The organism is Methylobacterium sp. J-068 (assembly GCF_022829445.1).
Taxonomy (GTDB): Bacteria; Pseudomonadota; Alphaproteobacteria; order Rhizobiales; family Beijerinckiaceae; genus Methylobacterium.
Genome location: NZ_JAKSXY010000059.1, coordinates 75,884 through 99,391, shown reverse-complemented (window position 1 = coordinate 99,391; position 23,508 = coordinate 75,884). Strand labels below are relative to the sequence as shown.

The following is a 23,508-nucleotide window of genomic DNA, read 5'->3' as shown; positions in this document are numbered from 1 at the left end:
TCCCGACCCTGCGCGGCACTTTCCGTGTCCGGGCGGGGCCAGCATGCCGCGCCAGGACTGAATCTTCCGTGAGTCGGTTGACGCGAATGCGCACCGCGCGGGCTCAACCGGAGCGCGAAGGCCGGAGGCTCGGCCTGTGCCTTCTCAATAGCCGAGGGCGAGACCGTCCTTGCGCGGGTCGGAACCGGCCGCGCGCATTCCGGTGGCGGGGTCGATCCAGATGATCTGCCCGCCGCCGATCGGGACGGGGGCCGGCACCGTGACGTGGCCGCGCGCGGCCAGGTCCTCGGCGAGGCCCGGCTGGAAGCCGCCCTCCAGCTCGATGCCGCCGCCATAGGCGAAGCTGCGCGGCGCATCCAGCGCCTCCTGCACGTCGAGGCCCCGGTCGATGATGCCGGTGAGGAGTTCCACGTGGCCCATGGCCTGGTAGTGCCCGCCCATGACGCCGAAGGGGGCGACCGCGGCGCCGTCGCGCATCAGCATGCCGGGGATGATGGTGTGCATCGGGCGCTTGCGCGGCCCGATGGTGTTGGGATGCCCCGGCTCGACCCGGAAGGAGAAGCCGCGATTGTGCAGGAGCACGCCGCTCTCCGGCGCGGTGATGCCGCTGCCGAACCCCTGGAAGATCGAGTTGATCAGCGAGATCGCGTTGCCGTCCCGGTCGACCACGCAGAGATAGACCGTGTCGGTGTGGCGGATCTCCGGCCACAGCACGGGCTCCTGCGCGCGCGCCATGTCGATGGCCCCGTGCGCCCGCGCCTGCCAGGCCTGCGAGAGCAGGTGTTCCACCGGCACCGCGTTCACGACCGGATCGGCGAAGAGGGCGTCCCGGTGGTGATAGGCCTGCTTGCAGGCCTCCGCGAAGAGGTGGACCCGGTCACGCTCCGAGAGCGCGCCGACATCGTATTGCGAGAGCACGTTCAGCATCATCAGGGCGGCGAGGCCCTGGCCGCTGGGCGGGCATTCGTAGACGTCGTAGCCGCGATAGCGCGTCGAGATCGGCGTCACGTATTCGGGCGCGGCCCCCGCGAAATCCTCCAGCGTGTGCAGGCCGCCGAGTTGCGCCAACCGGGAGACCATGTCCTCGGCCACCGGGCCCTCGTAGAAGCCCGGCGCGCCGCGCTCGGCGATGCGCCGCAGGGTGGCGGCGAGCTTGGGGTGGCGCATCGTCGTGCCGACCCGGGGTGCCTCGCCGTCGACGAGGTAGGCGGCGGCCGAGCCCGGATCGGCGCGCAGCTTGTCGCGGTTGCGGGCCCAGTCGTAGGCCACGCGCGGCTGCACCGGGTAGCCCTCCTCCGCGTAGCGGATGGCGGGTTGCAACAGGTCGCCGAGGCTGCGGGTGCCGTGGTCGGCGAGCAGCCGCGCCCAGGCCGCGACGGCGCCCGGCACGGTCACCGCATGCGGCGAGGTCGCCTCGATGGCAACACCGTTCTCCAGGTACCAGGCGTCCCGCGCGGCGGCCGGGCTGCGGCCCGAGCCGTTCAGGGTGACGGGCACCGCCGCGCCCTTCGGGGCGTAGAGCGCGAAGCAGTCGCCGCCGATGCCCGTCATGGCGGGCTCGACCACGCCCTGCACCGCCACCGCCGCGATGGCGGCATCGACCGCGTTGCCGCCGGAGCGCAGCACCTCGATGCCCGCGAGGGTCGCCAGGGGATGCGAGGTCGCGATGGCGGCGTTGGCGGCGTAGACGGGCGAGCGCCCCGGCTTCGAGAAGTCTCTCACGGCAGCGTGTCCTCGGAGGTTCAGGAGTGGTGGCCGCCCGCGACCCAGTGGCCGGGGGCGACCTCGACCAGGGCGCCCCAGGCATCCGGGTCGGCGGGGGGCATCAGGGCGGCGCCCGCGAGCCGGGCGCGCTCCGCGACGGGGTTCGGCACCGGCACGGCGGCGAGCAGGCGACGGGTATAGGGGTGGCGCGGATCGTCGTAGAGGGCGTCGGCCTCGGCCATCTCGACGATGCGGCCGTGCCAGAGCACGGCGACGCGCTGGCACAGGTAGCGCACCATGCGCAGGTCGTGGGAGATGAACAGGTACGAGATCCCGAGTTCGTCCTGCAGGTCCTGCAGCAGGTTCACGACCTGGGCCTGGATCGAGACGTCGAGGGCGGCGATCGGTTCGTCGGCGACGATGAAGCTGGGCTTCAGCGCGATCGCGCGGGCGATGCAGATGCGCTGGCGCTGGCCGCCCGAGAACTGGTGCGGGTAGCGCCGGGCGAAGCGCGGATCGAGCCCGACCCGGGCGAGCAGACCCTCGACCTCGTCGCGGCGCTCGAACCGCGCCATGCCGGGGCGATGCAGCCGGAACGGCTCGGCCACGTAGTCGCCGATGCTCATGCGCGGGTTCAGGGCGGCGTAGGGGTCCTGGAACACCATCTGGATGCGGGCGCGCATCCGGCGCATCTCCGGGCCGGTGAGCTTGGCCAGATCGGCGCCCTCGAAGGCGACGGTGCCGGCGCTCGGCGGATTCAGCATCGTCACCGCCCGGCCGATGGTGGATTTGCCGGACCCCGATTCGCCGACGAGGCCCAGGGTCTCGCCGGGCCGGATGTCGAAGCTGACATCCCGCACCGCCTTGAACACCGCGCCCTTCCCGCCCCACCACGTGCGCAGCGGGTAATGCTTGCTGAGGTTGCGCACCGAGAGCAGCGGATAGCGGTCGGCGGGTTCCGGTCTCATCGCGAAACACCCTCGGCCGCGAGCCGCGCCGGCAGGTCGTACCAGGCGGCGACGAGGTGGCCCGGCGCGGCCCCCGGCGCCTGGGCGAGGGGCGGCCGCTCGGCGAGGCAGCGCGGGGTGGCGTAGGCGTTGCGCACCGCGAAGGGGTCGCCCGGAGGCGGATGGCGCATGTCGGGCGGGGCGCCCTCGATCTGGTGCAGGCGCCGGCGCCCGGCCCGGCCCCGGCTGAGATCGGGCAGCGAGCGCAGAAGGCCGAGCGTGTAGGCGCTGCGCGGATCGCGGAAGACGTCGTCCACCGGGCCGCGTTCCAGGATGCGCCCGGCATACATCACCTGCACGGTGTCGGCGATGCCCGCCACCACCCCGAGGTCGTGGGTGATCCAGATGATCGCCATGCCGATCTCGCGCTTCAACTCCTGCACCAGACCGATGATCTCGGCCTGCACCGTGACGTCGAGGGCGGTGGTCGCCTCGTCCGCGATGAGGAGCTTCGGGCGGCAGGACAGGCCGATGGCGATCATCACGCGCTGGCGCTGCCCGCCGGAGAACTCGTGCGGGTACTGGTCGAGGCGCGCGGCCGCGTTCGGGATGCGCACGAGGTCGAGGAGGTCCTTGGCGCGGGCGCGGGCCGCGCGTCCGTCGAGGCCGAGATGGATGCGCAAGGGTTCGATGATCTGCGCAGCCACCGTCATGCCGGGGTTGAGCGAACTCATCGGGTCCTGGAACACGAAACCGATCTGCCCGCCCCGCACCTTCCGCAATGCGCGTTCCGGCAGGGCCAGGAGGTCGCGGCCCGCGAACAGGACCTCGCCGCCGGTGACGCGGCCGGGCGGGCGCGGGATCAGGCCGAGCATCGCCAGCACGTGCACGCTCTTGCCGGAGCCGGATTCGCCGACGATGCCGAGGGTCTCGCCTTCGCGGAGCGCGTAGGACACGCCGTTGACCGCGTGGACCGCGCCGACCTCGCTGTCGAAGGCGACGCCGAGGTCGCGCACGTCGAGCAGCGTCTTCGGAGAAGACTCCGTCATGGTCAGGTCCTCTGCCGGGGGTCGAGGGCGTCGCGCAGGCCGTCGCCGAGGAGGTTGAAGGCCAGGACCGCGAGGAAGATCGAGGCGCCGGGCCAGATCGCCATCCAGGGCGCCTGTTCGAGGAAGTTCTTGGCGACGTTCAGCATCGAGCCCCAGGACGGCTCGGGCGGCTGCTGCCCCAGGCCGAGGAAGGACAGGCTGGCCTCCGCGATGATCGCGGCCGCGATGGTCAGCGTCGCCTGGACCAGGATCGCCGGCACGATGTTGGGCAGGATGTGGCGCAGCGCGATCCGCCAGGGCGGGTTGCCGACGGCGCGGGCGGCCTCGATGAATTCCTCCGCCGCCACCGCCTGCACCTGCGCGCGGGTGAGGCGCACGAAGGTCGAGGTCGCCGAGAGGCCGATCGCCACCATGGCGTTGGTCAGGCTCGGGCCGAGGAAGGCCGCGAGCGCGATGGCGAGGATGAGGAACGGGATCGCCAGCAGCGCGTCGGTGAGGCGCATGATCAGCATGTCGAGGATGCCGCCGGCATAGCCCGCGATCAGCCCGAACGGCAGGCCGAGCGCCACCGCCAGCGCCACCGAGGTCAGGCCCGCCCCCAGCGAGGCGCGCGCCCCGAAGACGATGCGCGAGAGCACGTCGTGCCCGACCTCGTCGGTGCCGAAGGGATGCGCCCAGTCCGGGCTCGAGCGGATCGCGCCCCAGTCGGTGGCGATGGGGTCGTAGGGCGCGATCCAGTCGGCGAAGACCGCCATCAGGATCAGCGCCACCACGATGACGAGGCCGACTATGGCCGAGCGGCGCGCGGTGAGGCGGTTCCAGAACGCGCGGAACGGGCCGGGCTCGGCGCGCGGCGGCGTGGCGGGGGCGAGCCCCGTCGCGGGTGGAAGCCCGGTGCCGGCCCCGATGACGCCCGGCCGGGGGCTGCCGACGTGACTCACGCGCGCCTCAGTTTCGGGTTGACGAAGGCGGCGAGGAGATCGGCCGCGAGGTTGAGAAGGACGTAGGTGGTGGCCGTGCAGATCACGACGCCCTGCACCGTGGCGTAGTCGCGGTTGAACACCGCATCGACCATCAGCTTGCCGAAGCCCGGCACCGAGAACACCTGCTCGGTGAGCACGGCGCCCGAGAGCAACTGCCCGAATTCGAGGGCGCCGAGGGTGATGATGGGGATCGCGGCGTTGGGCAGCGCGTGGCGCAGGACGAGCCGCAACGGCGAGACGCCCTTGGCCCGCGCGGTGCGGACGTAGTCCGAGCCCAGCACGCCGAGCATCGCCGCGCGGGTGTGGCGCATCATCACCGCCGCGATGGCGTTGCCGAGCACGAAGGCCGGCATTGCCATGGAGCGCAGGTTCTCGGACAGGCTCTCGAAGGGCGAGACGTAGCCGGAGGCCGGCAGCCAGCCGAGATGCACCGAGAACAGCAGGATCATCAGGATGCCGAGCCAGAAATTCGGCACCGACAGGCCCCAGAGCGCGATCCCGTTGGCGAGGGTGTCAGCGGCGGTGCCGCGCTTGACCGCCGAGAGGATGCCCATCGGCACGCCGATGACGAGCGCCACCAGCATGGCGAGGCAGGCGAGTTCGAGGGTGACGGGCAGCTTCTCGACCACGAGGTCGAGGACCGGCTTCTGCAGGCGGATCGACTCGCCGAGATCGCCCCGCAGCACGCCGCCGGCCCAGAGGGCGTAGCGCACGGGCAGGGGCTGATCGAGGTGGTACTTCTGCCGGATGAAGGCGATGACCTCGGGGTCGCGCTCCTCCCCCGACAGGGCTGTGGCGGTGTCGCCTGGCAGCAATTGCTGCAGGGTGAAGATGATCATCGAGGCGATCACCAGGGTGGGGACCGCGAGCGCGAGGCGCTGGACGAGGAAGCGCAGCATCGGCCGGCCTCCCCCTTCAGTTCAGCTTGAGACCGTTGAAGCGCACGAGACCGTCGGGATAGGGCGTGAAGCCGGTGAGCTTCGTGGTGTAGGCCCAGAACAGCTTGCGGTGGAACAGGTAGATCAGCGGCCTGTCGGCCATCACCCGGTCGGCGAGGCGCTTCCAGGCCTGGGCGCGCTGGTTGGGGTCGACCGTGGCGCGCTCGGCGCCGAGCGCCGCGTCGGCCTCCGGGTCGCAGTAGCGGGCGTAGTTCAGCGGCGTCTTGCAGGCGAGGAAGCTGAAGGTGTTGCCGTCCGGGTCGGGCCGCCCGCTCCAGGAATAGAGGTAGGCCTCGAAGGTGCCCTTGTCGGCGGCATCCAGTGCCGTGGTGAAGTCGGTGGCCTGGAGCTTCACGTCGAAGCCGGCCTCGCGGGTCATCGCCTGGATCACCTGCCCCACCTGCGGCGCCTCGTTGTTGGCATAGACCGTGAGGTTGATCACCGGTTTCGTCACCCCGGCCTCCGCCAGCAGAGCCTTCGCCTTGGCCACGTCTCGCTTTCCGATCGGATACTCCTTCACGTAGGCCGGATGTTTGGGCGAGACCCACTGGTTGCCGGGCAGGAACTCGCCGCTGAAGACGACCTGGTTCAGGGCGTTGCGGTCGATGGCCAGATCGAAGGCGGCGCGCACGCGCGGGTCGGCGACCGCCGAGCCCGCCTTGTTGGGGTTGAAGACGATGGACTGGAAGCCGAGCTCGATGGTCGAGCCGACCTTCAGCTTCGGGTCGCGCGTCACCTGCGGCAGGTCGGTGGGGGTCAGCCGCTCCAGCAGGTCGAGCTGGCCGGCGCGCAGGTTGGTCAGCCGCACGGTGCCGTCGGGGATGGGCCGGAACTCGATGCGCTTGAGGTGGATCGCATCCTTGTTCCAGTAATCGTCGAAGCGCTCGAGCACGATCCGGTCCTGGGGCACCCGCTCGACGAACTTGAACGGGCCGGCGCAGACGGGCGCCGTGGAGAACTTGTCGCCCAGGCGCTCGGCGGCCTTCGGCGACACCATCATCCCGGCCCGGTCGGTGAACTGCGCCATCAGCGGCGCGAACGGCGTCTTGAGGACGATCTTGAAGGTCAGGTCGTCGACGACCTCGACCCGGTCGATCGGCGCGATCTCGCCGCGCCGCTGCGAGCCGGGAAGCTTCAGGTGCCGCTCGATGCTGTACTTGGCCGCAGCCGCGTCGAGCTTCTCGCCGTCGTGGAACAGCACGCCCGGCCGCAGGGTCATGGTGAGCGTCTTCTCATCCTCCGAGAGGCTCCAACTGGTGGCGAGCTGCGGCACCGGCTTCAGGTCGGGGCCGATATCCACGAGCTTGTCGCACATCGCGGCGAAGACCATGCGGCTGGTGAAGGTGCGCGCCAGGGTCGGGTCGAGGGCGTCCGGGTCCTCCATCAGGCCGAAGCGCAGGGTCTGGGCTTGCGCGGTCTGGGCGCGAACGGGCGACAGCGAGACGGCGCCGGCAACGAGGCCGGCAGCGAACAGACGCAGCATCGAGTGTCCTTCGGGTCGGGGACCTGTCCGGATCGGCGTCGCCGCGTGAGACGGGCGGCGGGTTCGATCCGGTCGGCACGTCCAAAAGTGCATACATTATCCGTGCCAGGGTGGGGCTTGGCAATGGCCGGGGTTGTCGGCAGATTTTCCTTGTGGTGGAGGTTGATGCTTGGTGCTGTCGGCCCACGACCCGTTGCCGAATTCGCGAGCGTCTGCTTCAGGGCTACTTCATTGATGTAGCCTCACGGCCGGGGCAGGTGGTTTGAAGACCGTTTGCTTCCCAGGGTGTTGCGGTCAGCGGGCACACCTGCGTATTCGCGCGGGATGTCTACAGTCGGGAGGAGAAAACTCGGCGCATGATCGGTTGTAGAATCTTCAGGCTGTCAGGATTTTCATATAATCGCTACCGACGCAATTGCGGTGCCTCGTCGCGAATTTGGTCGATGAGGAACAACTCGGCTCGCCGCCATGCCTCATCCGTATCGCCACGGAAGTTGAGGTCGCGGGAGTAGATGTCCTGGCCGGTGCGGGCATCCACTAGGCGCGCCCAGAGCTGCATGATTAGGGTGCTGCTCTTGTGGACAACGCCCACGAAGATCAAATCTGCCCCATGCGCTTGCGCAGACCTCAGCAGACAGGGGACTTCTTCGGAGGGACAATCCCGTCGCAGCCGATCGGCCGATAGAGCCGATGCCCGATACAGACCGAGCCGGGTCAGATCGGTCGCGAGATCCTGTGCTAAGCTCGACAGCCGCTTGGCATGTTGAGACGCTTGATCGGTCGGCTCACCCGATGTGTCGAGCAACTTGATCGGTAGCACCGCCAGCGGGGTCAGGGGAGTTTCCGCTCTGAAGATCCGTGTGCTGGCGAGCGCGGCAAGTAGAAGTCCGGCACCGACACTGGCGAGGCGCTTGCTCCACGGGAGGTGTCTTAACATAGCCATCTGCTTCATCGGGCTCCAGCGTTTTCGCATGCGGTGATGGCCTCTGGCGTCACAGGGAGGCCGCTACCTGCGCCTCGTAAAGCGCCTTAAACTCGGGGATGCCGAAGGTCGCGACGACAGTTTGGCTCTCATCGAGAAGCTCGTAGACTGCCCCGTCGATGTCGCGGTTGGTGAAGTAGACGATCACGTCCTGATCGCCGCCGCCCTCGGTATGGGACTCGCCGCCAGCCTGTCCCGCGACGTAGCTGCCGACCGCGCGGACCTCCTTCAGCGTCCCGTCGGGCCGGTAAATCCGCAACTCACCCTGCAGAACGAGCGTCCGATAGGCTGCGCCGTGCCGATGCAGGGCGATCCGCTCATTCGCCGCGAACTTGAAGAGGAGGTCGACGATCCGTGCTTCCTCGTCGATGTTCAGGATGTGATAGGCGGCGTGTTCGAAGCCTTCGACGGTTCGCCACGTGATGTTGCGGTCGTCGAATGGGAGCGTTGCCATGGCGTCCTCCTGTGGCGTTCCAGCCGTTCGCAGCGTCGGCGCTGCGCGTGAGCCGCACTCACGAAGATCGCCAGCGCCTGTCGGCAGCGCTTGACCTACGCCGGTGCCACCCCGCGCACTTGCCATTTGGTGCCAACGCCTCGACCCTTGTGGCGGGAGACACGCATGCTGGGACACGGTCTGACACGAGCACGGACGATGGGGCCGATAGCGGACGCGGTGTCGGCTGCCGGTGGTTCGCTGACCCGGGTGTTCGGCCGCGCCGAGATACCACTCACGCTCCTCGATGCGCCGGACCGGCTGATCCTGTTGCGCGACCAACTCCGGCTGATCGAGGCCGCGGTTCGCGAGATCGCCGACCCTTCACTGCCGGCACGGCTTTCGACCCGTACCAGCATCGCCAGCCTCGGGCCGATCGGCGTGCAGGTCCGTTCCGCCGCGACGCTCGGGGAAGCCCTCGCCCGAGTCGAAATCGTGACCCCGCTTCTGCTTCAGACCGCGACCTGGACGGGTGTGCGTCGGCAAGGAACCGATGCCTTCTACGGCTACGCCGTTGCTGAGCGGATCGCGAGCGGTCGTCAGGCGAACGAGATCCTGGCGCTCGGCTACCTGCTCGGCACGGTCCGTCATTTCCTTGGACCGACATGGCGTCCGAGCCGGGCAGTCGTGACCGGCGCACACCTGCCCGGACGCGCCGAAACCGAAGGGTTGTTAGGCTCGGATCTCGTCTTGGACTCGCGGGCCGGCCTGATTTTTCCGGCCTATTACCTCGATGCTCTGAACCCGAACCGCCACGACCCGATCGACGCGGGTGCGACTGAAAAAGACCCGATCGGCGACGACCTGCCAGCCTGCGTTGCACACCTCATCGAGCTTGGTTTGGACGAAGCCCGTCCCTCGATCGACGGGATCGCCCGCCGTCTTGGCATCTCCCGCCGAACCTTGCAGCGTCGGTTGGACGATGCCGGGACACGCTACGTCGACATTCAGCATCGCGTCCTGACTCGTCGCGCCAAGACTCTGCTCGCAGGAAACAAGCTCCCCATCGGACAGATCGCATTCGAGCTCGGCTATGCGGATGCCTCGCACTTCACCCGAGCGTTTCTGGAATGGACCGGCATCACCCCTAGCCGCTGGAGGCGAAACGTCTGCTCTGAAGTTAAGAGTTAGAGTTCGCTCCCCCACCCGACGCTGACCTCACGAGCACGTGCCGACCGTCAGATTTCCATCACCCGTAAATCCCACCCGCACATCTCACCACACCGACACCTGACCGTCGCGCCGAGGATCGCTGGCGCCGACATAGCCCTCGATGCCGGGGTCGCCCATGCGCCAGATGAACTGGCCGGCGCCGAAATCCTGGTAGCTGTCCTGGATCACGTCGACCCGGTGGCCGCGCGCGACGAGGCCCTGGAGCGTCGCCGCCGGCATCGCGGATTCGGCGTTGATCGCGAGCCCCTCGTTGAAGCGCCAGCGCGGCGCGTCGCAGGCCGCCTGCGGGTTCTGGCCGTGGTCGAGCATGCGCACCAGCGTCTGCACGTGGCCCTGCGGCTGCATGTTGCCGCCCATCACCCCGAAGCTCATCACCGGCGCGCCGTCCTTCGTCAGGAAGCCCGGGATGATGGTGTGGAACGGGCGCTTGCCGGGCGCCACCACGTTGGGGCTCTCCGCGTCGAGCACGAAGCCGTAGCCCCGGTTCTGGAGCGACAGGCCCCATTCGGGCACGACCACGCCGGAGCCGAAGCCCATGAAGTTCGACTGGATGAAACTCACCATCATGCCGGATTCGTCCGCCGTGGTGAGGTAGACCGTGCCGCCGCGCACGGGGTTGCCCGCGCCGAAGACCTGGGCGCGTCGCCGGTCGATCAGCTTGGCGCGGCCCGCGAGATAGGCCGGATCGAGCATCGCCTCCGGCGTCACCGCCATGCCGCGCGGATCGGCGACGTAGGCGTAGGTGTCGGCGAAGGCGAGCTTCATCGCCTCGATCTGCAGGTGCTGCGCCTCCGGGCCGTCGACGGGCAGCCCGGCGAGGTCGAAATGCTCCAGGATGCCGAGCGCGACCTGCGCCGCGATGCCCTGGCCGTTGGGCGGGATCTCGTGCAGCGTGTGGCCGCGGTAATCCTTGGCCGTCGGCGTCACCCATTCGGGGCGGAAGGCGGCCAGATCGGCCACCGTCATCGCGCCGCCATGGGCGGCGGCGTGCCGTGCCATGCTGTGCGCGATCTCGCCCTCGTAGAAGGCCCGGCCCCCGGTCTCGCCGATGGCCCGCAACGCCCGCGCGATCCCCGGCAGGGTGACGCGCTCGCCCACATGCGGCGCGCGGCCATGGGGCAGAAAGGTCTCGGCGAAGCCGGGCTGGCGGGTGAGCGCCTCCACCTGCGCGGCGGCAGCCCATTTCTGCTGGACCACCACCGGGGCGAGGTAGCCGCGCTCGGCGATCTCGATCGCGGGTTCGAGGAGGTCCGCGAAGGGCAGCCGGCCGAAGCGCTCGCTCAGGGCGACCCAGGCCGCGACCGCGCCGGGCACGGTCACCGAATCCCAGCCGCGCATGGGCGGGCGCTCGGCCTCCCCATACTTGCGGCGGAAGTAGTCTGGGTTCCAGGCCGCCGGCGCGCCGCCCGAGGCGTTGAGCCCGTGCAGTTGCCGGCCGTCCCAGAGGATGCAGAAGGCGTCCGAGCCGAGGCCGTTGCTGCAGGGTTCGGTGATGGTCTTGGCGGCCGCCGTGGCGATGGCCGCATCCACCGCGTTGCCGCCCCGCCAGATCATGCGGATGCCGGCCTGCGCGGCGAGCGCGTGCGAGGTGGAGACCATGTTGCGCCCGAAGATCGGCATCCGCACCATGGGATAGCCGGCGGTCCAGTCGAACGGCGTCATCGGATCGGGGCCTCGTGCGGCAGGGTTCGGCGATGATGCAGAAGAACGGCCGGGCCGCCAACCCGATGGGTGTCCGTGGCGCTCAGGGGATCACCCGCTCGGCCCGCAGGCGCGCGAACAGGTCGAAGAACGCCGCGTCGGTGGCCTGGTAGTCGAGGAAGCCGAGGCGCCGGCTCTTGCTCATGTCGGTGATGACCTCGATGGGCCGGCCGAGATCCGCGTCCGTGTGCCAGGCCGAGGCGAGGCGCCCGAGATCGGATTCCTGGAGCCCGTGCCGGGCGGCGAGTTCGGCCCAGAGCGGCTCGGCCCCCTCCAGCTGCCGCTCCAGGGGCAGGATGGTCCCGTCGAACGGGGCCGGCTCCAGGCCGAACCATTCGGCGATCCGGCCCCACATCCAGCTCCAGCGGAAGACGTCGCCGTTGACGATGTTGAAGGCCTCGTCGCGGGCCGCCGGCGTGGTGGCGGCCCAGGCGAGCTGACGCGCCAGGATGCGCGCGTCGGTCATGTCGGTGAGCCCGTTCCACTGCACGGCCGAGCCGGGGAAGCGGAAGGGCCGCCCGGTCTCGCGGCAGAGGCTGGCGTAGACGGCCAGCGTCACGCCCATGTTCATGGCGTTGCCGAGGGCGTAGCCGATGATGGTGTGGGGCCGGTGCACGCTCCAACCGAGGCCGTCCCGCGCGGCCGCCGCGAAGACCGCGTCCTCCTGGGCGTAGTAGAAGTTCTCGACGTCGAGGCGCCCTTGCGTCTCGCGGAACGGCGTCGCCGGCAGGGTGCCTTGTCCATAGGCTTCGAACGGACCGAGATAGTGCTTGAGCCCGGTGACCAGGGCGACGTGCTCCACGCCGCCGTTTGCCCGGAGCGCGTCGAGCAGGTTGCGTACCATCGCGCCGTTGACGCGGATGTTCTCGGCCTCCGTCGCCTGGCGCAGCCAGGTGGTGATGAAGACGTGGGTGGGGCGGATGTCCGCCAGGGCGTCCGCCAAGCCGTCCGGGTCGAGGAGATCGGCCGATACCGGCGTGACGCCGGGCAGGTCGGCGGGCGGCCGCCGGGCGAGGCCGGCGACCGACCAGCCCTCCGCGACGAGGTGCTGCGCCAGGGTGTTGCCGACGATGCCGCTGACGCCGGCGACGAGTGCGGTCCTGCTCATGATTGTCTCCATCTGGATCGGATCGGACCTATGAAGAGCGTGCCCGCCCGACCAGACGGCACCGTTTGGGTCATAGGTACGGACAGGTAACCGGCATGGAGCGGATTGGTGCGGAAGCGGATCGACGGGCGGATTGCGCGCCCGCGCCGGCCTGCTCCGACGCAGCCTGCCCGGCCTCTCGAAGACGACACCCGGCACGTGGCCGCCGGCGGTCGCGTATCGCCTGACCCCGCCGGGCGAGCGCTTCGTCGAGCTCGTGGAACGGCTCTCCGGCTGCGGTCGCGCCAACGCGGACGCCCTCGAACGCCGCCCGACCTTCCGGCGCCGAGCGCGGCTCGGCTAGTAGCCGCGGCCCCGGTCGACGCCGGTCGGAATCCGCCCCGTCCCGCGAAAGGACCGCACGGCTTCGGCGACGATCCCGGCCGCCGAGGCCCGGCTCGTCGGCGCGGCGATATGGGGCAGGATGGTGATGCCCGGATGGGACCAGAGGCGGTGCCCGGGCGGCAGTGGCTCGGTCTCGAACACGTCGAGGATGGCGTGCCCGAGCGCGCCGGCATCCAGCGCCTCGATCAGGTCGTCCTCGGCCAGGTGCGCGCCGCGCCCGAAATTGACCACGCCCGCGCCGCGCGGCAGGCGCGCGAAGGCGTCCCGGTTAAGGAGGCCGCGCGTCTCGGGCGTGAGGGGCAGCAGGTTGACGAGGATGTCGGTCCCGGCCAGCGCCCGCGCCAGGCCATCCGCGCCCGAGAACACCCGGATGCCGTCGACCGCCCCGCCGGTGCGGCTCCAGCCCTGAACCGTGAACCCGATCGCCCTGAGCAGGAGCGCCGCGGCGCGGCCCATCTCGCCCAATCCCAGGAGGGTGACGGTGCGCGCATGCGCCGGCCGCGTGTCGTGCGGCCGCCAGTCGCTCCGGCGCTGCTGGTCCGCATAGAGGTGCAGGTCGCGGTGCAGGTGGAGGGCCGCCGCGGCCACGGCCTCCGCCATGGCGCGGGCCAGGGCCGGATCGACCAGGCGAACCACGGGAACCGGCGGCAGCGTCCCGTCGAGGAGCAGGCGGTCCACGCCCGCCCAGAGGCTGTGGACCCAGAGCAGCCTCGGCATGCGCGCCAGGACACCGGGCGGCGGATTGGCGACGATGGCGATCTCGGCTCGCGCGAGGGCCTCGGGGTCGGCCGAGGTCGCGATCGCTTCCTCGGGCATGGCCCGGGCGAGGGCGTCGCGCCAGGCGACGTCCTCGGCGGGCTCCAGGCTCGTCACGAGCACGAGGGGCGCGGGCATCCGGGTCGACTCCGTGGGGATCGTCGTGGGGCGCGGCGCGATCACGGCGCGCGGGGCCGCATCCTTCGCACGAATGCCGGCCCCGGGCGACCGGGGGCCTCGTGATGGCCAGGCCGTACCTCAGGCGCCGAGGCGAAAGGCGGGCTCCAGCAGGCCGCGAAGGTCGAGATCGATCAGGACGGTGCGGCCATGCATCGGGTCGGCGGCGCGCTCCTCCCGCGTCATGCCCTCGTAGGCGCTGGTGACGAGGAGACGGTCGAGGCGGGGGCCGGCGAAGGTGGGGCAGGAGGGGCGCGTCATCGGCACGGGCACGGTGTGCAGGCGCGCACCCTCCGGGCTGTAGGCGTCGATGCAGGCGGCCCCCCAGCGCGCGCACCAGATCCGGCCCTCGGCATCGACGGCGGCCCCATCGAGACCGCCCGCGCCACCCCGGTGATCATAGAGCGTCGCGGGTTCCCCCGTCGGCAGCCCGGTGGCCGGATCGAGGGGTACGCGCTTGAGGAGGCCCGCATCCGTGTCGGCGAAATATCCGGTGCCGCCCTCGGGCGAGAAGCAGATCGCGTTCGGAATGGTCAGGCCGGCATAGAGGCGCGTCACGCGCGTTCCGGCGACGTGGTAGATCGCGCCCCGGCCGGCCTCGGCCTGCCGCCCCATGGTGCTGATCCAGAGGGCGCCGCAGGGATGGACCCGGCCATCGTTGGAACGGGTGCCGCCATCCTCGGCCTCCAACGGACAGAGGCGCGCGAGACCACCCTCCGCGATGCCGCGCAGGTAGAGGCCGTCCTCCGCGGCCAGCACCTGCCGGCTCTCGTCCACGGCGAACACGGCGCTCGCCAGGAACGGCAGATCGTGGCTCCGGACCCGGTTTGCCGTCAGCTCCGCCGTGAACAGCCGGCGCTCCAGGATGTCGACCCACCAGGCGGTCCCGGTGCGCGGATCGTAGCAGGGGCCCTCGCCGAGGTGGCAGCGCGGTGCGTCCAGGATCTGAACGGCCTTCGGCGGGGTCATGCGAGGCAAGGTCATGCAAGGTAAGATCATGCAGGATCGGTCCGGTGATCGTCCAGGGTGGTCTGCGCGTCGCCCGAGGTCTAGCGGCTCATGTTCCGGAACCGGCAGTAGCGGCCCGCATCCCGGTACCCGGCGGGACACCGCCGGACGCAGGCGCCGGCGGCGAACTTCAGCGGCGGCTGGCACGAATACCGATAGGCCTTGGCCACGCGCTGATGGGCGTGTGCCCCCTGCGCGGCCGAGGCCGGCTCGGGCAGGCCCAGCACGAGGCCACCGAGGATCGAGGCGGACAGGAGAGCGGTACGAAACGTCATGGCGATCATTGCGGAGTTCCTCGGAGGAAAGGAGCGGGCTCCCGTGAGCGTCGTCCCGTTCGACGAAGGGACCGACGGGGGATCATGCGGACAGCACGCGCGGACCCGTGTTCCACCCCGCGATTTGGAGTGCGTGATCGAAACGGGGTCCCAAGATGATTTCGAGATAAATCACCGATCCGCAGAGTAAAGAGATACGAACATCCGCGTATAGTTTTATTTTAATCCCGCTTTGGAGACAGAAGGTGATGCTTTGTGCGCGCCGGCACATGCGAGGCCGATCGATGCGCGAGCGTCGGGGGGCCAGGGTAGCCTCGGCACCGAGGGCCGATCGCCCGTTTCCTGCCTGATCCATGGCATAATCGAATAAAATTGAATACAGTGCAGATGAAACAGAGTGACAAGGACGACTTCTGTTTTAATCCATGACAAAGAGTTTATTTTGTCGACGGAACTTCGCATGCGGCAATGATTTACGAGAGCGCTGCGCCGCTCGAGAGCGCAAGATTGAAGGTCGACGATGACAAAGATTGCGCTCATCCTGGCATCGAGTGTGATGCTGGCAGGCTTCACGGTCGGTTCTGCGTCGTCCGCACCGCGGATGTCCCATCACGAGATGCATCGGGCCGATTCGTCCATCGGCTATTCGGGCAGCCACCGGGCCCGGAAATACCACACGCGCCACCATGCGCGTGATCATCACCGTGCCTGGCGGCGCCATCACATCCGCAACCGGGTGATGCACGGCGATCCGAACGCCCGCAATCCGTCCCTGCCGGGCTATGGCCAGCAGCGCGGCAGCACCTCGGGCGGCCCGCGCTACTGAGATCGCCTCCGCTCGATCGAAGCGGAGACCGTCTCGCTCAGCCCGCGTGGCGCCCGTGGCGTGCCTCCGCTTCCCGGCCGACACCTCCCGGCTTGGCCGTGCGGACTGAACACCCGCTCTCAACCGTCGATCCAGGCAGGGCTTGTTTGCCGGGGCGCCTCCCGCGTCCCGGACAGCCCGGGAGACCGGAATGATCCGCGGCCTGATCGATGCCCTCCGTCCGAACCTGCGCCGCCTCGCGGGCAGCCTCTCGCTCCTGACGCTCGGCGCCACCTCGGCGATGGCCGGGTCCGCCGCCCAGCCGGGGCAGACCATCGGCCTGCCGGCGGGGGCGCAGCTTCCCGTGGGGCTCTACTTCGTCAACACGTCGAGCTTCGGTGTCCGAGACACGCGCCCGCTGGATTCGGAATCGAACATCAACCTGCCGGCCTTCGTCTGGTCTACGCCCTGGGAGCTGTTCGGCGCACGCCTCAACCTCATCGCGATCCAGCCCGTGGTGGCGTCGAGCCCGCGCGGCACGCCCTATCAGAGCGGCATCGGCCAACCCCTGCTCGCGGGCCAGCTCGCCTGGGACCTCGGCAACAATGTCGGCGTGAGCTACCTGTTCGGTGGCTACCTGCCCATCGAGACGCGCTTCCTGACCCAGAACGCGTCCTTCAGCCACCGCTTCGCGGCGAGCTACACGGGGCAGGGCCTCAACCTCACCGCCAACCTGCTCTACGGGATCTTTATCGATCCGGTCTCGCCCCAGGGCGGCGTCTATCCGGACTACCTCAACCTCGACGTCACGGCGACGAAGAAGTTCGGCGCGTGGGAGATCGGGCCGGTGGCCTTCGCCTCGACCGACCTGCCGACCCGCTTCCCCGGATACCAGCGCCAGGGACAGATCGCCGTCGGCGGCCTGATCGGTTACAATTTCGGGCCCGTGAATTTGCAGGCCTACGTCACCCGGGACGTCGCGGAGCGCAATTACGGTGGCCGCGAGACGCGCGGGTGGCTCCGGGTGATCGTGCCGCTCTACAAGGAGAGCCGGAACGCCGCGGCCCCCTCCGTTCCGGTCGCCGGCCCCGCCCGGATCGCGCGCCGGTAGGCGTCGGCGCCCCGTCTCGGCGCACCCACGAGGGCGGACGGGTGCGGCCTCAGCCGCCGATCAGCACGGTCGGCATCCCGGTGACGATGACGCCGCCATGGGCGGTCATGTCGCCGATCCGTGCGGCGGGCTGGCCTCCGATCAGCACGGTCGCCGAGCCCTTCACGATGGAATCGATGGGCCCGACGCAGGTCGCGGTGTCGCCCACGCGCGCCGCCGGCATCTGCCCGATCAGCACCGTGGGGCAGCCGACGATGATCGGCCCGCCCACATGGGGCACCACGCCCGTCACCATCGGACAGGTGTGCATGTCGCTGATCCGCGCCGCCGGTGTGCCCATTCGATGATCCTCGCGGTGATCCGAGCCGGACGGCGCGACGCGCCGTCGATTCGCACTCAATCAGCTTTTCGCAAGCGATCCAAGCCGAGAGATCCAAGCCAAAGAAATCCAAGGCATTGTGATCCGCGCCGCGCGGTTCGGTGCCGCCCCGTTCGATCAGATCGACGAGGCGACGGCATCGAGACCCATGGACTTGGCGAGCACGCGGATCCGCGCCTTCTGGTCCTCCCGCAGCACGCCGAGCAGGGGGCGGGCCGCCCAGTAGATCCGCATCGAGAGGCCGCTGCCGAACGCGTCCTCCGCCTTCTGGCCGGCTTTCACGAGGGCCATCTGCTGGGCGCCGATCTCCTGGAGCAGGGCCTCCACCGGCGGCCAGTGCGGCGCCTGCTCCGGCGTCAGCCGCAGGGTGTTTCGGATGCGCCGGATCTCCTCCGGCGTCAGGACGCCCGCGAGGCGCGGGTCGGGCCGGGGTCGCAGGATGGGCGCGTGGGTGATGCGGGCCGGCGGCGGCGCGGCGAGGGCCGCCGGGGGCGGGTTCGCTTCCGGTTCGGCGCGAACCCGGACCTTGCGCGGCGGCTCCGGCAGCGGGGCCGGCAGGCTCGCGGCGGGTTCCGGCACGGGCGCCGGCGGGGGCGGGACGGGGTCCGGGAGCGCCGCCACGCGCGTCTTCGGATTCGACAGGGTGGGAACCGGCGGAGTCGGGACGGGGTCGGGGAGGCGGGCGCCCCCGGTCGAGGGCCGCGCGCTTTCGATCAGCAGCGCTTCCCTCGGGGCCACCGGTGCGGTGGGGGCAGGGGCCAGTCCGGCGACGATGGCCAGCGCGCCGAGCCCCACGGCCGCCGCGAAGGCCGCGACCAGCCCGACCGATGTGGCGATGCCTTTCCAGGAAATGGGACGCCCCATGTCAAACCTCCCGCCGACATCTCCGCATCGTCACCGAACCGGCTGGGCTCCCGCTCGCGCCGGGGCGTTGGAATCGTTCACGCCCGCCCCCATGCCCTTGACGGCACGGTAGCGGTCCAGCCTGAGCGAGATCATGGTCTCGAACTTGCCGTGGACCTGGGCGACCGACAAGCTCTTCGAGGCCCCCTCGCCGCCGGCGCCGTAGAAGATCGTCTTGTTGGCGGCGGCGGGCTTGGGCAGCAGTTCCGCCGCCACGGTCTCGGGCTTGCGCGCCATCTGGCCGATGAAGCGCTCGGCGCCGTCGGGGCCGAGGAAGTGGACGAGGTAGACTTCGCCCCCCGTGAGATTCCGGCCGATCCGCTGGGCGATCCGCAGGCTGTCGCGCTTCAGCATCTCTGCCGCCATCACCGCCGAGAGGTAGGCGTCGCGGCGCAGGTCGAGGATGGCGGTGCGCTCGGCGGCCGTGAGGTCGCGCTCGCGCATCATCCGGGCCTGCGCGTCGAGGCCGTGCTGCGGCCCGAACTCGCGCACGACCCCGAGCCAGGTCTTCTCGATGAACTGGAACAGGCCGGAGGCCGAGGAGGTCTGGGCCTGGACCTCGGTCTTGAAGCTCGATTCCTTGTCGGCGATCGCCATCAGGAGCACCGGGTCCATCGTGACCACGCGCGCCGCCCGCATGATCTTCTCGACGAGGTGCCGGCGGATCTGCATCGGCCCGAAGCTCAGGAGCTCGTCGGGGTTGCGCGGCCCCTTCGCCTCCAGCTCCCGCGCCAGGGAGGTGTAGGCCGCGAGTTCCGGCCGGTCGCGCCCGCTCGCCCGGGCTGCCGCCGCATTGCCGTCGAGCAGGGACTTGCCGAGGCCGCCCGACAGCCTGACGGCCGGAATCGAGACGGGCGCGGAGCCGGCGAGCCCGGAATCCGGCGCCCCGCCCGCGCGGGCGGGTGCGATCCGGATGGTCGAGGCCAGGGACGAGGACGGGTCCGCGTCGACGTCGGTGACGTCGTAGAGCTGGGCCGCCACGTCGGGCGTCACCAGGATGACCGGCCGGTCCTCGCCGAGCGAGAGGATCACCGTGGCCTGGGCCAGTTCCGCGTCCGGTTCGGGTGGCGCGGGCGCCATCAGCCAGCCGACGCCCGCCCCGACCAGCATGAAGCCGCCGATGGCCGCCACGGCCAGGATCGGGGTCCGCTCGATCTCGGGCAGGACGAACATCGACCGCAGGGTCTGCCACAGGGTCTCGCGATCCGCCGGCCGGGCCGGCAGGCGCTGCGTCCGCTCGGGAAGCGCCGTCGATCGCTCCGCCACGAAGGCCGCGATGCCGGCGGCCAGGGCCGCGTCCGCCGGGGCGGCGTCCGGCCCGGTCAGGCGCGCGGCGCCTTCCCGCAATCCGGCGGCGCCCGCGCCGTCGACGCCGAGCCTGCGCCGCAGGCGCCGCGCGCTCAAGGTCGGGTCGCGGTGCAGGGCATCGACGGCCTGGAACCAGAGGTCCAGCGGCGGTTGCGGCTTGGCGAAGGGGGTTCCCTGGCAGGGGAAGACCTTCAGTCCGCAACTCCGGCACGAGAAGGCCCGGTTGCGCGTCTCACGCCGGTATCCGGCCGCCTCGCCGCAGGCGCGGCAGGGCGCGTCCCCGAACCTAAGCCGCGCCAGGGCGTCGAGGCATTCCTCCTCCGAGAGCGGATTGGCCGGCAGCGGCGTCGCCATCGCTCACCCTCCCACCTTGAGGAAACGAACGGCGAGGCCGATCGACGAGCCCGGTTTCGCCGCCTCGTCGGCGATCTGTCGGGCGATCCCGTCCGTGCGCAGGCCGCGCTTGTCGTTCAGGAAGGCGAGGGCCGCCGGGCTCGTCACCGCGAGGAGGAGTTGCGCCCGGGGCGGCTTGCCCTCGGGAATCTGCAGGCGCAGGGCGAAGGTCGCCGCGCGTCCCTTGCGGGTGACGTGCGCCGCGAGGTTGTGCGCGCGCCCCTCGTCGTCCAGGAGCAACAGGGCGATCTCGGCATCCGCGGGCAGGTCGATCGTCCCCTTCAGTTCGTCGCCGCTGCGCAGCAGGTCGCGCTCGAGGGCGAGTTTCGGCGCGCGCGGCTGCTTCTGGAGCGCGAGGCCGGCGAGCAGATCGATCATGGGACATTGGGACGGGTTGATCTGGCGCAGCTGGATCTTGGCGTCGAAGCCGAACCGCGCGCGGAACGCCGCGTCGAAGGCCGCGAAGGGCGTCGGGGCCGACCCGTAGGCCTCGACGACGGCCTCCCGCCCGCCGACCGCGAGCGGGTTGAGATAGAAGCACGCGCCGCCCCGATAGCCACGGATGTAGCTGGCCACCTGCTCCATGCCGCCGGACTCCTTGCCGCCCGACCCGTCCGGCGGCGCGGTCGCCGGGCCCTGCGGCGGAACGGCGACGTCGTTGCTCCCCGGTGGCGTCGTGGGGATCGTGGTCGGCGGGACGGGCGGCGGAGCCGTGGTCTGCGGACCCGGGACCGGCGTCGCGACGGGTGGCATGGCCACGGGCGGCGGCACCGGCGGCGCGACCGGCGGCGCCGATTCGGGCGGGATCGGTGGCGGCGTGATGGAGGGCGGGGCCGGTCGCGAGGGCGGTCGCTGGAGCGGCGCAGGCTCGGTCGAGACCGGAGGCGGCTTGACCGTCGCGGGGGCCGGCTTCTCGTCGAGGACGACGTCGGGTGCGAAGACCGGTTTGCTGCCGGTGCCGAGGCTGGAAAAACCGTCGGTGAGCCAGGCGGCGAGCGCGGCCAGGGCGACGAGCAGACCCAGCACCGCGAGGATGATCGGCAGGGAGATCCGCCGGCGCCCGGCCGTTCTCGGCGCGACCCTGCGGGGGGCGGTCTGCGTCCGCGCCGTCGCGACGGGCGGCACCCACGCGGCGACGTCAGCCATGCTCTCCGGGCGCCGCGCGGGATCGGGATCGAGCATCGATTCGAGGAGGGGACGCAGGCGCGGATCGACCCCGGACAGGTCCGGGACCTTCGAGCGCTTCGCGATCACCTCCGCCGGCCCGCCGCCCATGTCGATCGCGCGGCCGAGGCTCGCCTGGGCCAGGACGAGGCCGAGGCTGTAGATGTCGGAGCGCGGCGTGATGGCGCCGCCCTGGAGCCCGAGCTGCTCGGGCGAGACGTGGCTGTATTTGCCCGCGAATCCGTCGCCGATCACGGTCTGGCCGCCCAGCGAGGAGCGCGCGATCCCGAAATCGATGATCTTGGCGCGGGCCGGGTCGCCGGCCGGCAGGATGACGTTGTCGGGCGAGACGTCGCGGTGGATGATGCCGGCGCAATGCGCCACGTGCAGGCCCGAGGCCAGGCGCCGCCGCAGGGTGTCGAGGGCGTCGAACGGCAACGGCCCGTGCCGGAACAGCTCCGGCAGCGCGATCCCCTCCACGAACTCCATCGCGAGGTAGGGCAGGTTGAGGGTCCGGTCGATGGAGAACACGAAGTACCGGACGATGGCTTCGTGGTGCAGGTTGTGGAGGGCGGAGGCCTCCTTCCGGAACAGGGCCAGGGCCGGGCCGCTGCCGGCGAATTCCGGGCGGATCGTCTTGATCGCGACCACGTCCCCCGTCTCGATCGCGTGCCCGCGATAGATCTCGCCCATGCCGCCGACCGCGATGAGGCTGTCGATCTCGTAGAGTTCGTTGAGGCGGGTGCCGGCGCCGATGCGCGGGCGCGGATCGACGACCGTGCTCTCGGTCATGGCTCGCCCCCGTCACGGATCGCCGCGGGAAGCACCACGGTCTCGCCGGAGGTCGTGACGACCCGGCCGGAGCGCATCACCACCACGGTGACGTTGTCGGTGGCGCCGCGCTCCAGGGTCAGGGCGATGAGCGCGTCGCAGGCGCCCTGCGGCGCCAGCCGCTCGCCGAGCGCCAGGATCTCCGCGTCCGTCACGTGCGCGGTGAGGCCGTCGCTGCAGATCACGAAGGTGTCCCCGCTGGCGAGAATGCCGTGCTCCAGTTCCAGCTCCGGTTCGGGCCGCGCCCCGAGCGCCCGCGTGATCACGTTGCGGCGGGGCCAGACCCGCGCCTCCTCGACCGTGAGGATGCCCTTCTCCACGAGGTCGCGCGCCTCCGTGTGGTCTCGGGAGAGCTGGGTCAGCGCGCCGTCCCGCAGGAGGTAGATGCGGCTGTCGCCGGACCAGACGCAGGCGAAGCGGTCGTCGAAGGTCAGCAGCACCGCGAGCGTCGAGCCGACGACGCCGCCGCGGGCGCGGCCGGCCGCGCAGAGCTTCGTATTGGCTCGGAGCACGCGATCCTCCAGGCGCGCCAGCAGGTCGGGCGCCGAGACCGCCGCGCCGATCGAGCCCAGGGCCTCGACCACGATGGCGCTGGCCAGCGCCCCCTCCTCGTGGCCGCCCATCCCGTCGGCGACCGCGAAGACGCCGAATTCCGGGGCGACGAAGTAGCGGTCCTCGTTCTCGCGCCGGACCTTGCCCATGTGGGTGGCGAAGCCGAACTCGACCTTGGCGGTGTTGCGCTTGCCGGCGTCGACGGGCAGCATCACGGCGTCTCCCCATCGAACCGGCCGGTGAGCATTCCGGCGAACATCTCCGCCGACGGCATTCCGAGGGTCGCCGCCACGTGCGGCGCGAAGCCCTCGCCCCCGGTCGTCCACCAGTAGGACATGCCGGAATGGACCCGGCCGCGATCGCCGGCGCGCAGCTGCGTCAGGATACGGGGGAAGGCCCCGGCATCGGCCGGCGCCACCAGCGTCCCGTCGCGCAGCCGCGTGGCCCCGGCCTGGGCGGGGTCGGGCTCCGCCGCGTCCGGCGCGGGAAGCCGGTCGGCCGCCTCCGCCACGTCCTCGAAGCGGGCGCCCTGCGCCAGGGCCGACAGCAGCACGGCCTCGGCCCGATCGAACCAGTCCGCGAAATCGTCGTATTCGGGCGGGGGCAGCGGGTCGCCGGCCTCGGTCCGGTGGAACAGGGTCAGGGGGAAGTACCGGCCGATGCCGTCGACCGAGGGCATGAAAGCGCCGAGCACCGGCTCGCCGCAGATCCGCGCGCCGAGCCAGAACCGCCAGATCGGCGCGCGCAGGAACGCGTCCTGCCACGCCTGGCCGAGGGCCATCCGGCTCGACGAGAGGCCCGCCTGCATCCAGTACTCCCAGGTCTTCAGGAACCCGCGCGAGGTGCCGACCGCGATGAAATCGCGCTTGGCCGGCAGCTTGCCGTAGAGGCCTGAAGGCAC

At 70.7% G+C, this 23,508-nt stretch carries 23 protein-coding genes; 4 read left to right on the top strand and 19 right to left on the bottom strand.

From position 1 onward, the window contains the following. Positions 1 to 144 precede the first annotated feature (144 nt). From ggt to MKK54_RS06635, 8 genes are all read right to left on the bottom strand, one after another. The gene (gene ggt / locus MKK54_RS06670) at positions 145 to 1,722 is read right to left on the bottom strand and encodes a gamma-glutamyltransferase (protein ID WP_244010004.1); all 1,578 of its coding nucleotides are present in this window, start codon (positions 1,720 to 1,722) and stop codon (positions 145 to 147) included. 20 nt (positions 1,723 to 1,742) lie between these two features. Continuing rightward, a complete protein-coding gene (locus MKK54_RS06665) occupies positions 1,743 to 2,672 on the bottom strand; it encodes an ABC transporter ATP-binding protein (protein ID WP_244010003.1) in 930 nt (309 codons plus the stop codon). Continuing rightward, the gene (locus MKK54_RS06660; RefSeq protein ID WP_244010002.1) at positions 2,669 to 3,700 is read right to left on the bottom strand and encodes an ABC transporter ATP-binding protein; all 1,032 of its coding nucleotides are present in this window, start codon (positions 3,698 to 3,700) and stop codon (positions 2,669 to 2,671) included. The genes MKK54_RS06665 and MKK54_RS06660 overlap by 4 nt, the downstream gene beginning before the upstream one ends. Before the next feature lie 2 nt (positions 3,701 to 3,702). Continuing rightward, positions 3,703 to 4,608 (bottom strand): ABC transporter permease, encoded by a 906-nt coding sequence (locus MKK54_RS06655; RefSeq protein WP_409564140.1) that lies wholly within the window; start codon positions 4,606 to 4,608, stop codon positions 3,703 to 3,705. Positions 4,609 to 4,637: 29 nt separating this feature from the next. After that, positions 4,638 to 5,582: an ABC transporter permease gene (locus MKK54_RS06650; RefSeq protein WP_244010001.1), complete on the bottom strand. Its 945-nt coding sequence runs from the start codon at positions 5,580 to 5,582 to the stop codon at positions 4,638 to 4,640. A 16-nt stretch (positions 5,583 to 5,598) separates the two neighbouring features. Then, positions 5,599 to 7,104, bottom strand: a complete 1,506-nt coding sequence (locus MKK54_RS06645; protein WP_244010000.1) for an ABC transporter substrate-binding protein — start codon at positions 7,102 to 7,104, stop codon at positions 5,599 to 5,601. 403 nt (positions 7,105 to 7,507) lie between these two features. Further along, positions 7,508 to 8,056, bottom strand: a complete 549-nt coding sequence (locus MKK54_RS06640) for a DUF2380 domain-containing protein (protein WP_244009999.1) — start codon at positions 8,054 to 8,056, stop codon at positions 7,508 to 7,510. Between the two features lie 40 nt (positions 8,057 to 8,096). Next, the gene (locus MKK54_RS06635) at positions 8,097 to 8,540 is read right to left on the bottom strand and encodes a cupin domain-containing protein (RefSeq protein WP_244009998.1); all 444 of its coding nucleotides are present in this window, start codon (positions 8,538 to 8,540) and stop codon (positions 8,097 to 8,099) included. 165 nt (positions 8,541 to 8,705) lie between these two features. On the opposite strand from MKK54_RS06635, the gene MKK54_RS06630 reads away from it, so the two are divergent. Then, entirely contained in the window at positions 8,706 to 9,710 is a 1,005-nt protein-coding gene (locus tag MKK54_RS06630) for an AraC family transcriptional regulator (RefSeq protein ID WP_244009997.1), read from the top strand. Positions 9,711 to 9,794: 84 nt separating this feature from the next. On the opposite strand, the gene MKK54_RS06625 is transcribed toward MKK54_RS06630, so the two are convergent. Together MKK54_RS06625 and MKK54_RS06620 are read right to left on the bottom strand one after the other, a co-directional pair. After that, positions 9,795 to 11,414 carry a gamma-glutamyltransferase family protein gene (locus tag MKK54_RS06625; RefSeq protein ID WP_244009996.1) on the bottom strand — a complete coding sequence of 540 codons (1,620 nt, stop codon included), beginning with the start codon at positions 11,412 to 11,414 and terminating at the stop codon, positions 9,795 to 9,797. Positions 11,415 to 11,496: 82 nt separating this feature from the next. Beyond that, positions 11,497 to 12,561, bottom strand: coding sequence for an SDR family oxidoreductase (locus tag MKK54_RS06620; RefSeq protein ID WP_244009995.1), 1,065 nt, complete (start codon positions 12,559 to 12,561; stop codon positions 11,497 to 11,499). Positions 12,562 to 12,694: 133 nt separating this feature from the next. Between MKK54_RS06620 and MKK54_RS06615 the strand changes: the two genes are divergently transcribed. Continuing rightward, entirely contained in the window at positions 12,695 to 12,904 is a 210-nt protein-coding gene (locus MKK54_RS06615) for a hypothetical protein (RefSeq protein WP_244009994.1), read from the top strand. On the opposite strand, the gene MKK54_RS06610 is transcribed toward MKK54_RS06615, so the two are convergent. The 3 genes from MKK54_RS06610 to MKK54_RS06600 all read right to left on the bottom strand — a co-directional run bounded on the left by MKK54_RS06610 (position 12,901) and on the right by MKK54_RS06600 (position 15,161). Continuing rightward, the gene (locus MKK54_RS06610) at positions 12,901 to 13,839 is read right to left on the bottom strand and encodes a 2-hydroxyacid dehydrogenase (RefSeq protein WP_244009993.1); all 939 of its coding nucleotides are present in this window, start codon (positions 13,837 to 13,839) and stop codon (positions 12,901 to 12,903) included. The two genes, MKK54_RS06615 and MKK54_RS06610, sit on opposite strands and share 4 nt — an antisense overlap. 120 nt (positions 13,840 to 13,959) lie before the next feature. Further along, positions 13,960 to 14,847: an SMP-30/gluconolactonase/LRE family protein gene (locus MKK54_RS06605; protein ID WP_244009992.1), complete on the bottom strand. Its 888-nt coding sequence runs from the start codon at positions 14,845 to 14,847 to the stop codon at positions 13,960 to 13,962. 80 nt (positions 14,848 to 14,927) lie between these two features. After that, positions 14,928 to 15,161 carry a hypothetical protein gene (locus tag MKK54_RS06600; RefSeq protein ID WP_244009991.1) on the bottom strand — a complete coding sequence of 78 codons (234 nt, stop codon included), beginning with the start codon at positions 15,159 to 15,161 and terminating at the stop codon, positions 14,928 to 14,930. Between the two features lie 520 nt (positions 15,162 to 15,681). Between MKK54_RS06600 and MKK54_RS06595 the strand changes: the two genes are divergently transcribed. Together MKK54_RS06595 and MKK54_RS06590 are read left to right on the top strand one after the other, a co-directional pair. Further along, positions 15,682 to 15,987 (top strand): hypothetical protein, encoded by a 306-nt coding sequence (locus MKK54_RS06595; RefSeq protein ID WP_244009990.1) that lies wholly within the window; start codon positions 15,682 to 15,684, stop codon positions 15,985 to 15,987. A gap of 190 nt (positions 15,988 to 16,177) precedes the next feature. Then, positions 16,178 to 17,077, top strand: a complete 900-nt coding sequence (locus MKK54_RS06590; RefSeq protein ID WP_409564139.1) for a transporter — start codon at positions 16,178 to 16,180, stop codon at positions 17,075 to 17,077. A 49-nt stretch (positions 17,078 to 17,126) separates the two neighbouring features. Here MKK54_RS06590 and MKK54_RS24495 read toward each other — a convergent pair whose 3' ends face one another. The 6 genes from MKK54_RS24495 to tagF form a co-directional block, all read right to left on the bottom strand. Continuing rightward, a complete protein-coding gene (locus MKK54_RS24495) occupies positions 17,127 to 17,417 on the bottom strand; it encodes a PAAR domain-containing protein (RefSeq protein ID WP_279597209.1) in 291 nt (96 codons plus the stop codon). A 156-nt stretch (positions 17,418 to 17,573) separates the two neighbouring features. Continuing rightward, entirely contained in the window at positions 17,574 to 18,320 is a 747-nt protein-coding gene (locus MKK54_RS06580; protein ID WP_244009989.1) for a hypothetical protein, read from the bottom strand. 30 nt (positions 18,321 to 18,350) lie between these two features. Continuing rightward, a complete protein-coding gene (locus MKK54_RS24725; protein WP_409564138.1) occupies positions 18,351 to 20,021 on the bottom strand; it encodes a transposase in 1,671 nt (556 codons plus the stop codon). Positions 20,022 to 20,024: 3 nt separating this feature from the next. Further along, positions 20,025 to 22,016, bottom strand: coding sequence for a serine/threonine-protein kinase (locus tag MKK54_RS06565; RefSeq protein ID WP_244009988.1), 1,992 nt, complete (start codon positions 22,014 to 22,016; stop codon positions 20,025 to 20,027). Then, positions 22,013 to 22,819 (bottom strand): PP2C family protein-serine/threonine phosphatase, encoded by an 807-nt coding sequence (locus MKK54_RS06560; protein WP_244009987.1) that lies wholly within the window; start codon positions 22,817 to 22,819, stop codon positions 22,013 to 22,015. The genes MKK54_RS06565 and MKK54_RS06560 overlap by 4 nt, the downstream gene beginning before the upstream one ends. Beyond that, positions 22,819 to 23,508: a type VI secretion system-associated protein TagF gene (gene tagF / locus MKK54_RS06555; protein ID WP_244009986.1), complete on the bottom strand. Its 690-nt coding sequence runs from the start codon at positions 23,506 to 23,508 to the stop codon at positions 22,819 to 22,821. The genes MKK54_RS06560 and tagF overlap by 1 nt, the downstream gene beginning before the upstream one ends.

What these genes read in the sequence shown, in the direction of transcription:
- MKK54_RS06665 (WP_244010003.1), bottom strand. Translation starts at nt 2,672, where the DNA reads ATGAGACCGGAACCCGCCGACCGCTATCCGCTGCTCTCGGTGCGCAAC.
- MKK54_RS06660 (WP_244010002.1), bottom strand. Translation starts at nt 3,700, where the DNA reads ATGACGGAGTCTTCTCCGAAGACGCTGCTCGACGTGCGCGACCTCGGC.
- MKK54_RS06650 (WP_244010001.1), bottom strand. Translation starts at nt 5,582, where the DNA reads ATGCTGCGCTTCCTCGTCCAGCGCCTCGCGCTCGCGGTCCCCACCCTG.
- MKK54_RS06645 (WP_244010000.1), bottom strand. Translation starts at nt 7,104, where the DNA reads ATGCTGCGTCTGTTCGCTGCCGGCCTCGTTGCCGGCGCCGTCTCGCTG.
- MKK54_RS06640 (WP_244009999.1), bottom strand. Translation starts at nt 8,056, where the DNA reads ATGAAGCAGATGGCTATGTTAAGACACCTCCCGTGGAGCAAGCGCCTC.
- MKK54_RS06635 (WP_244009998.1), bottom strand. Translation starts at nt 8,540, where the DNA reads ATGGCAACGCTCCCATTCGACGACCGCAACATCACGTGGCGAACCGTC.
- MKK54_RS06630 (WP_244009997.1), top strand. Translation starts at nt 8,706, where the DNA reads ATGCTGGGACACGGTCTGACACGAGCACGGACGATGGGGCCGATAGCG.
- MKK54_RS06625 (WP_244009996.1), bottom strand. Translation starts at nt 11,414, where the DNA reads ATGACGCCGTTCGACTGGACCGCCGGCTATCCCATGGTGCGGATGCCG.
- MKK54_RS06620 (WP_244009995.1), bottom strand. Translation starts at nt 12,561, where the DNA reads ATGAGCAGGACCGCACTCGTCGCCGGCGTCAGCGGCATCGTCGGCAAC.
- MKK54_RS06610 (WP_244009993.1), bottom strand. Translation starts at nt 13,839, where the DNA reads ATGCCCGCGCCCCTCGTGCTCGTGACGAGCCTGGAGCCCGCCGAGGAC.
- MKK54_RS06605 (WP_244009992.1), bottom strand. Translation starts at nt 14,847, where the DNA reads ATGACCCCGCCGAAGGCCGTTCAGATCCTGGACGCACCGCGCTGCCAC.
- MKK54_RS06600 (WP_244009991.1), bottom strand. Translation starts at nt 15,161, where the DNA reads ATGACGTTTCGTACCGCTCTCCTGTCCGCCTCGATCCTCGGTGGCCTC.
- MKK54_RS06595 (WP_244009990.1), top strand. Translation starts at nt 15,682, where the DNA reads ATGACAAAGATTGCGCTCATCCTGGCATCGAGTGTGATGCTGGCAGGC.
- MKK54_RS06590 (WP_409564139.1), top strand. Translation starts at nt 16,178, where the DNA reads ATGATCCGCGGCCTGATCGATGCCCTCCGTCCGAACCTGCGCCGCCTC.
- MKK54_RS24495 (WP_279597209.1), bottom strand. Translation starts at nt 17,417, where the DNA reads ATGGGCACACCGGCGGCGCGGATCAGCGACATGCACACCTGTCCGATG.
- MKK54_RS06580 (WP_244009989.1), bottom strand. Translation starts at nt 18,320, where the DNA reads ATGGGGCGTCCCATTTCCTGGAAAGGCATCGCCACATCGGTCGGGCTG.
- MKK54_RS24725 (WP_409564138.1), bottom strand. Translation starts at nt 20,021, where the DNA reads ATGGCGACGCCGCTGCCGGCCAATCCGCTCTCGGAGGAGGAATGCCTC.
- MKK54_RS06565 (WP_244009988.1), bottom strand. Translation starts at nt 22,016, where the DNA reads ATGACCGAGAGCACGGTCGTCGATCCGCGCCCGCGCATCGGCGCCGGC.
- MKK54_RS06560 (WP_244009987.1), bottom strand. Translation starts at nt 22,819, where the DNA reads ATGCTGCCCGTCGACGCCGGCAAGCGCAACACCGCCAAGGTCGAGTTC.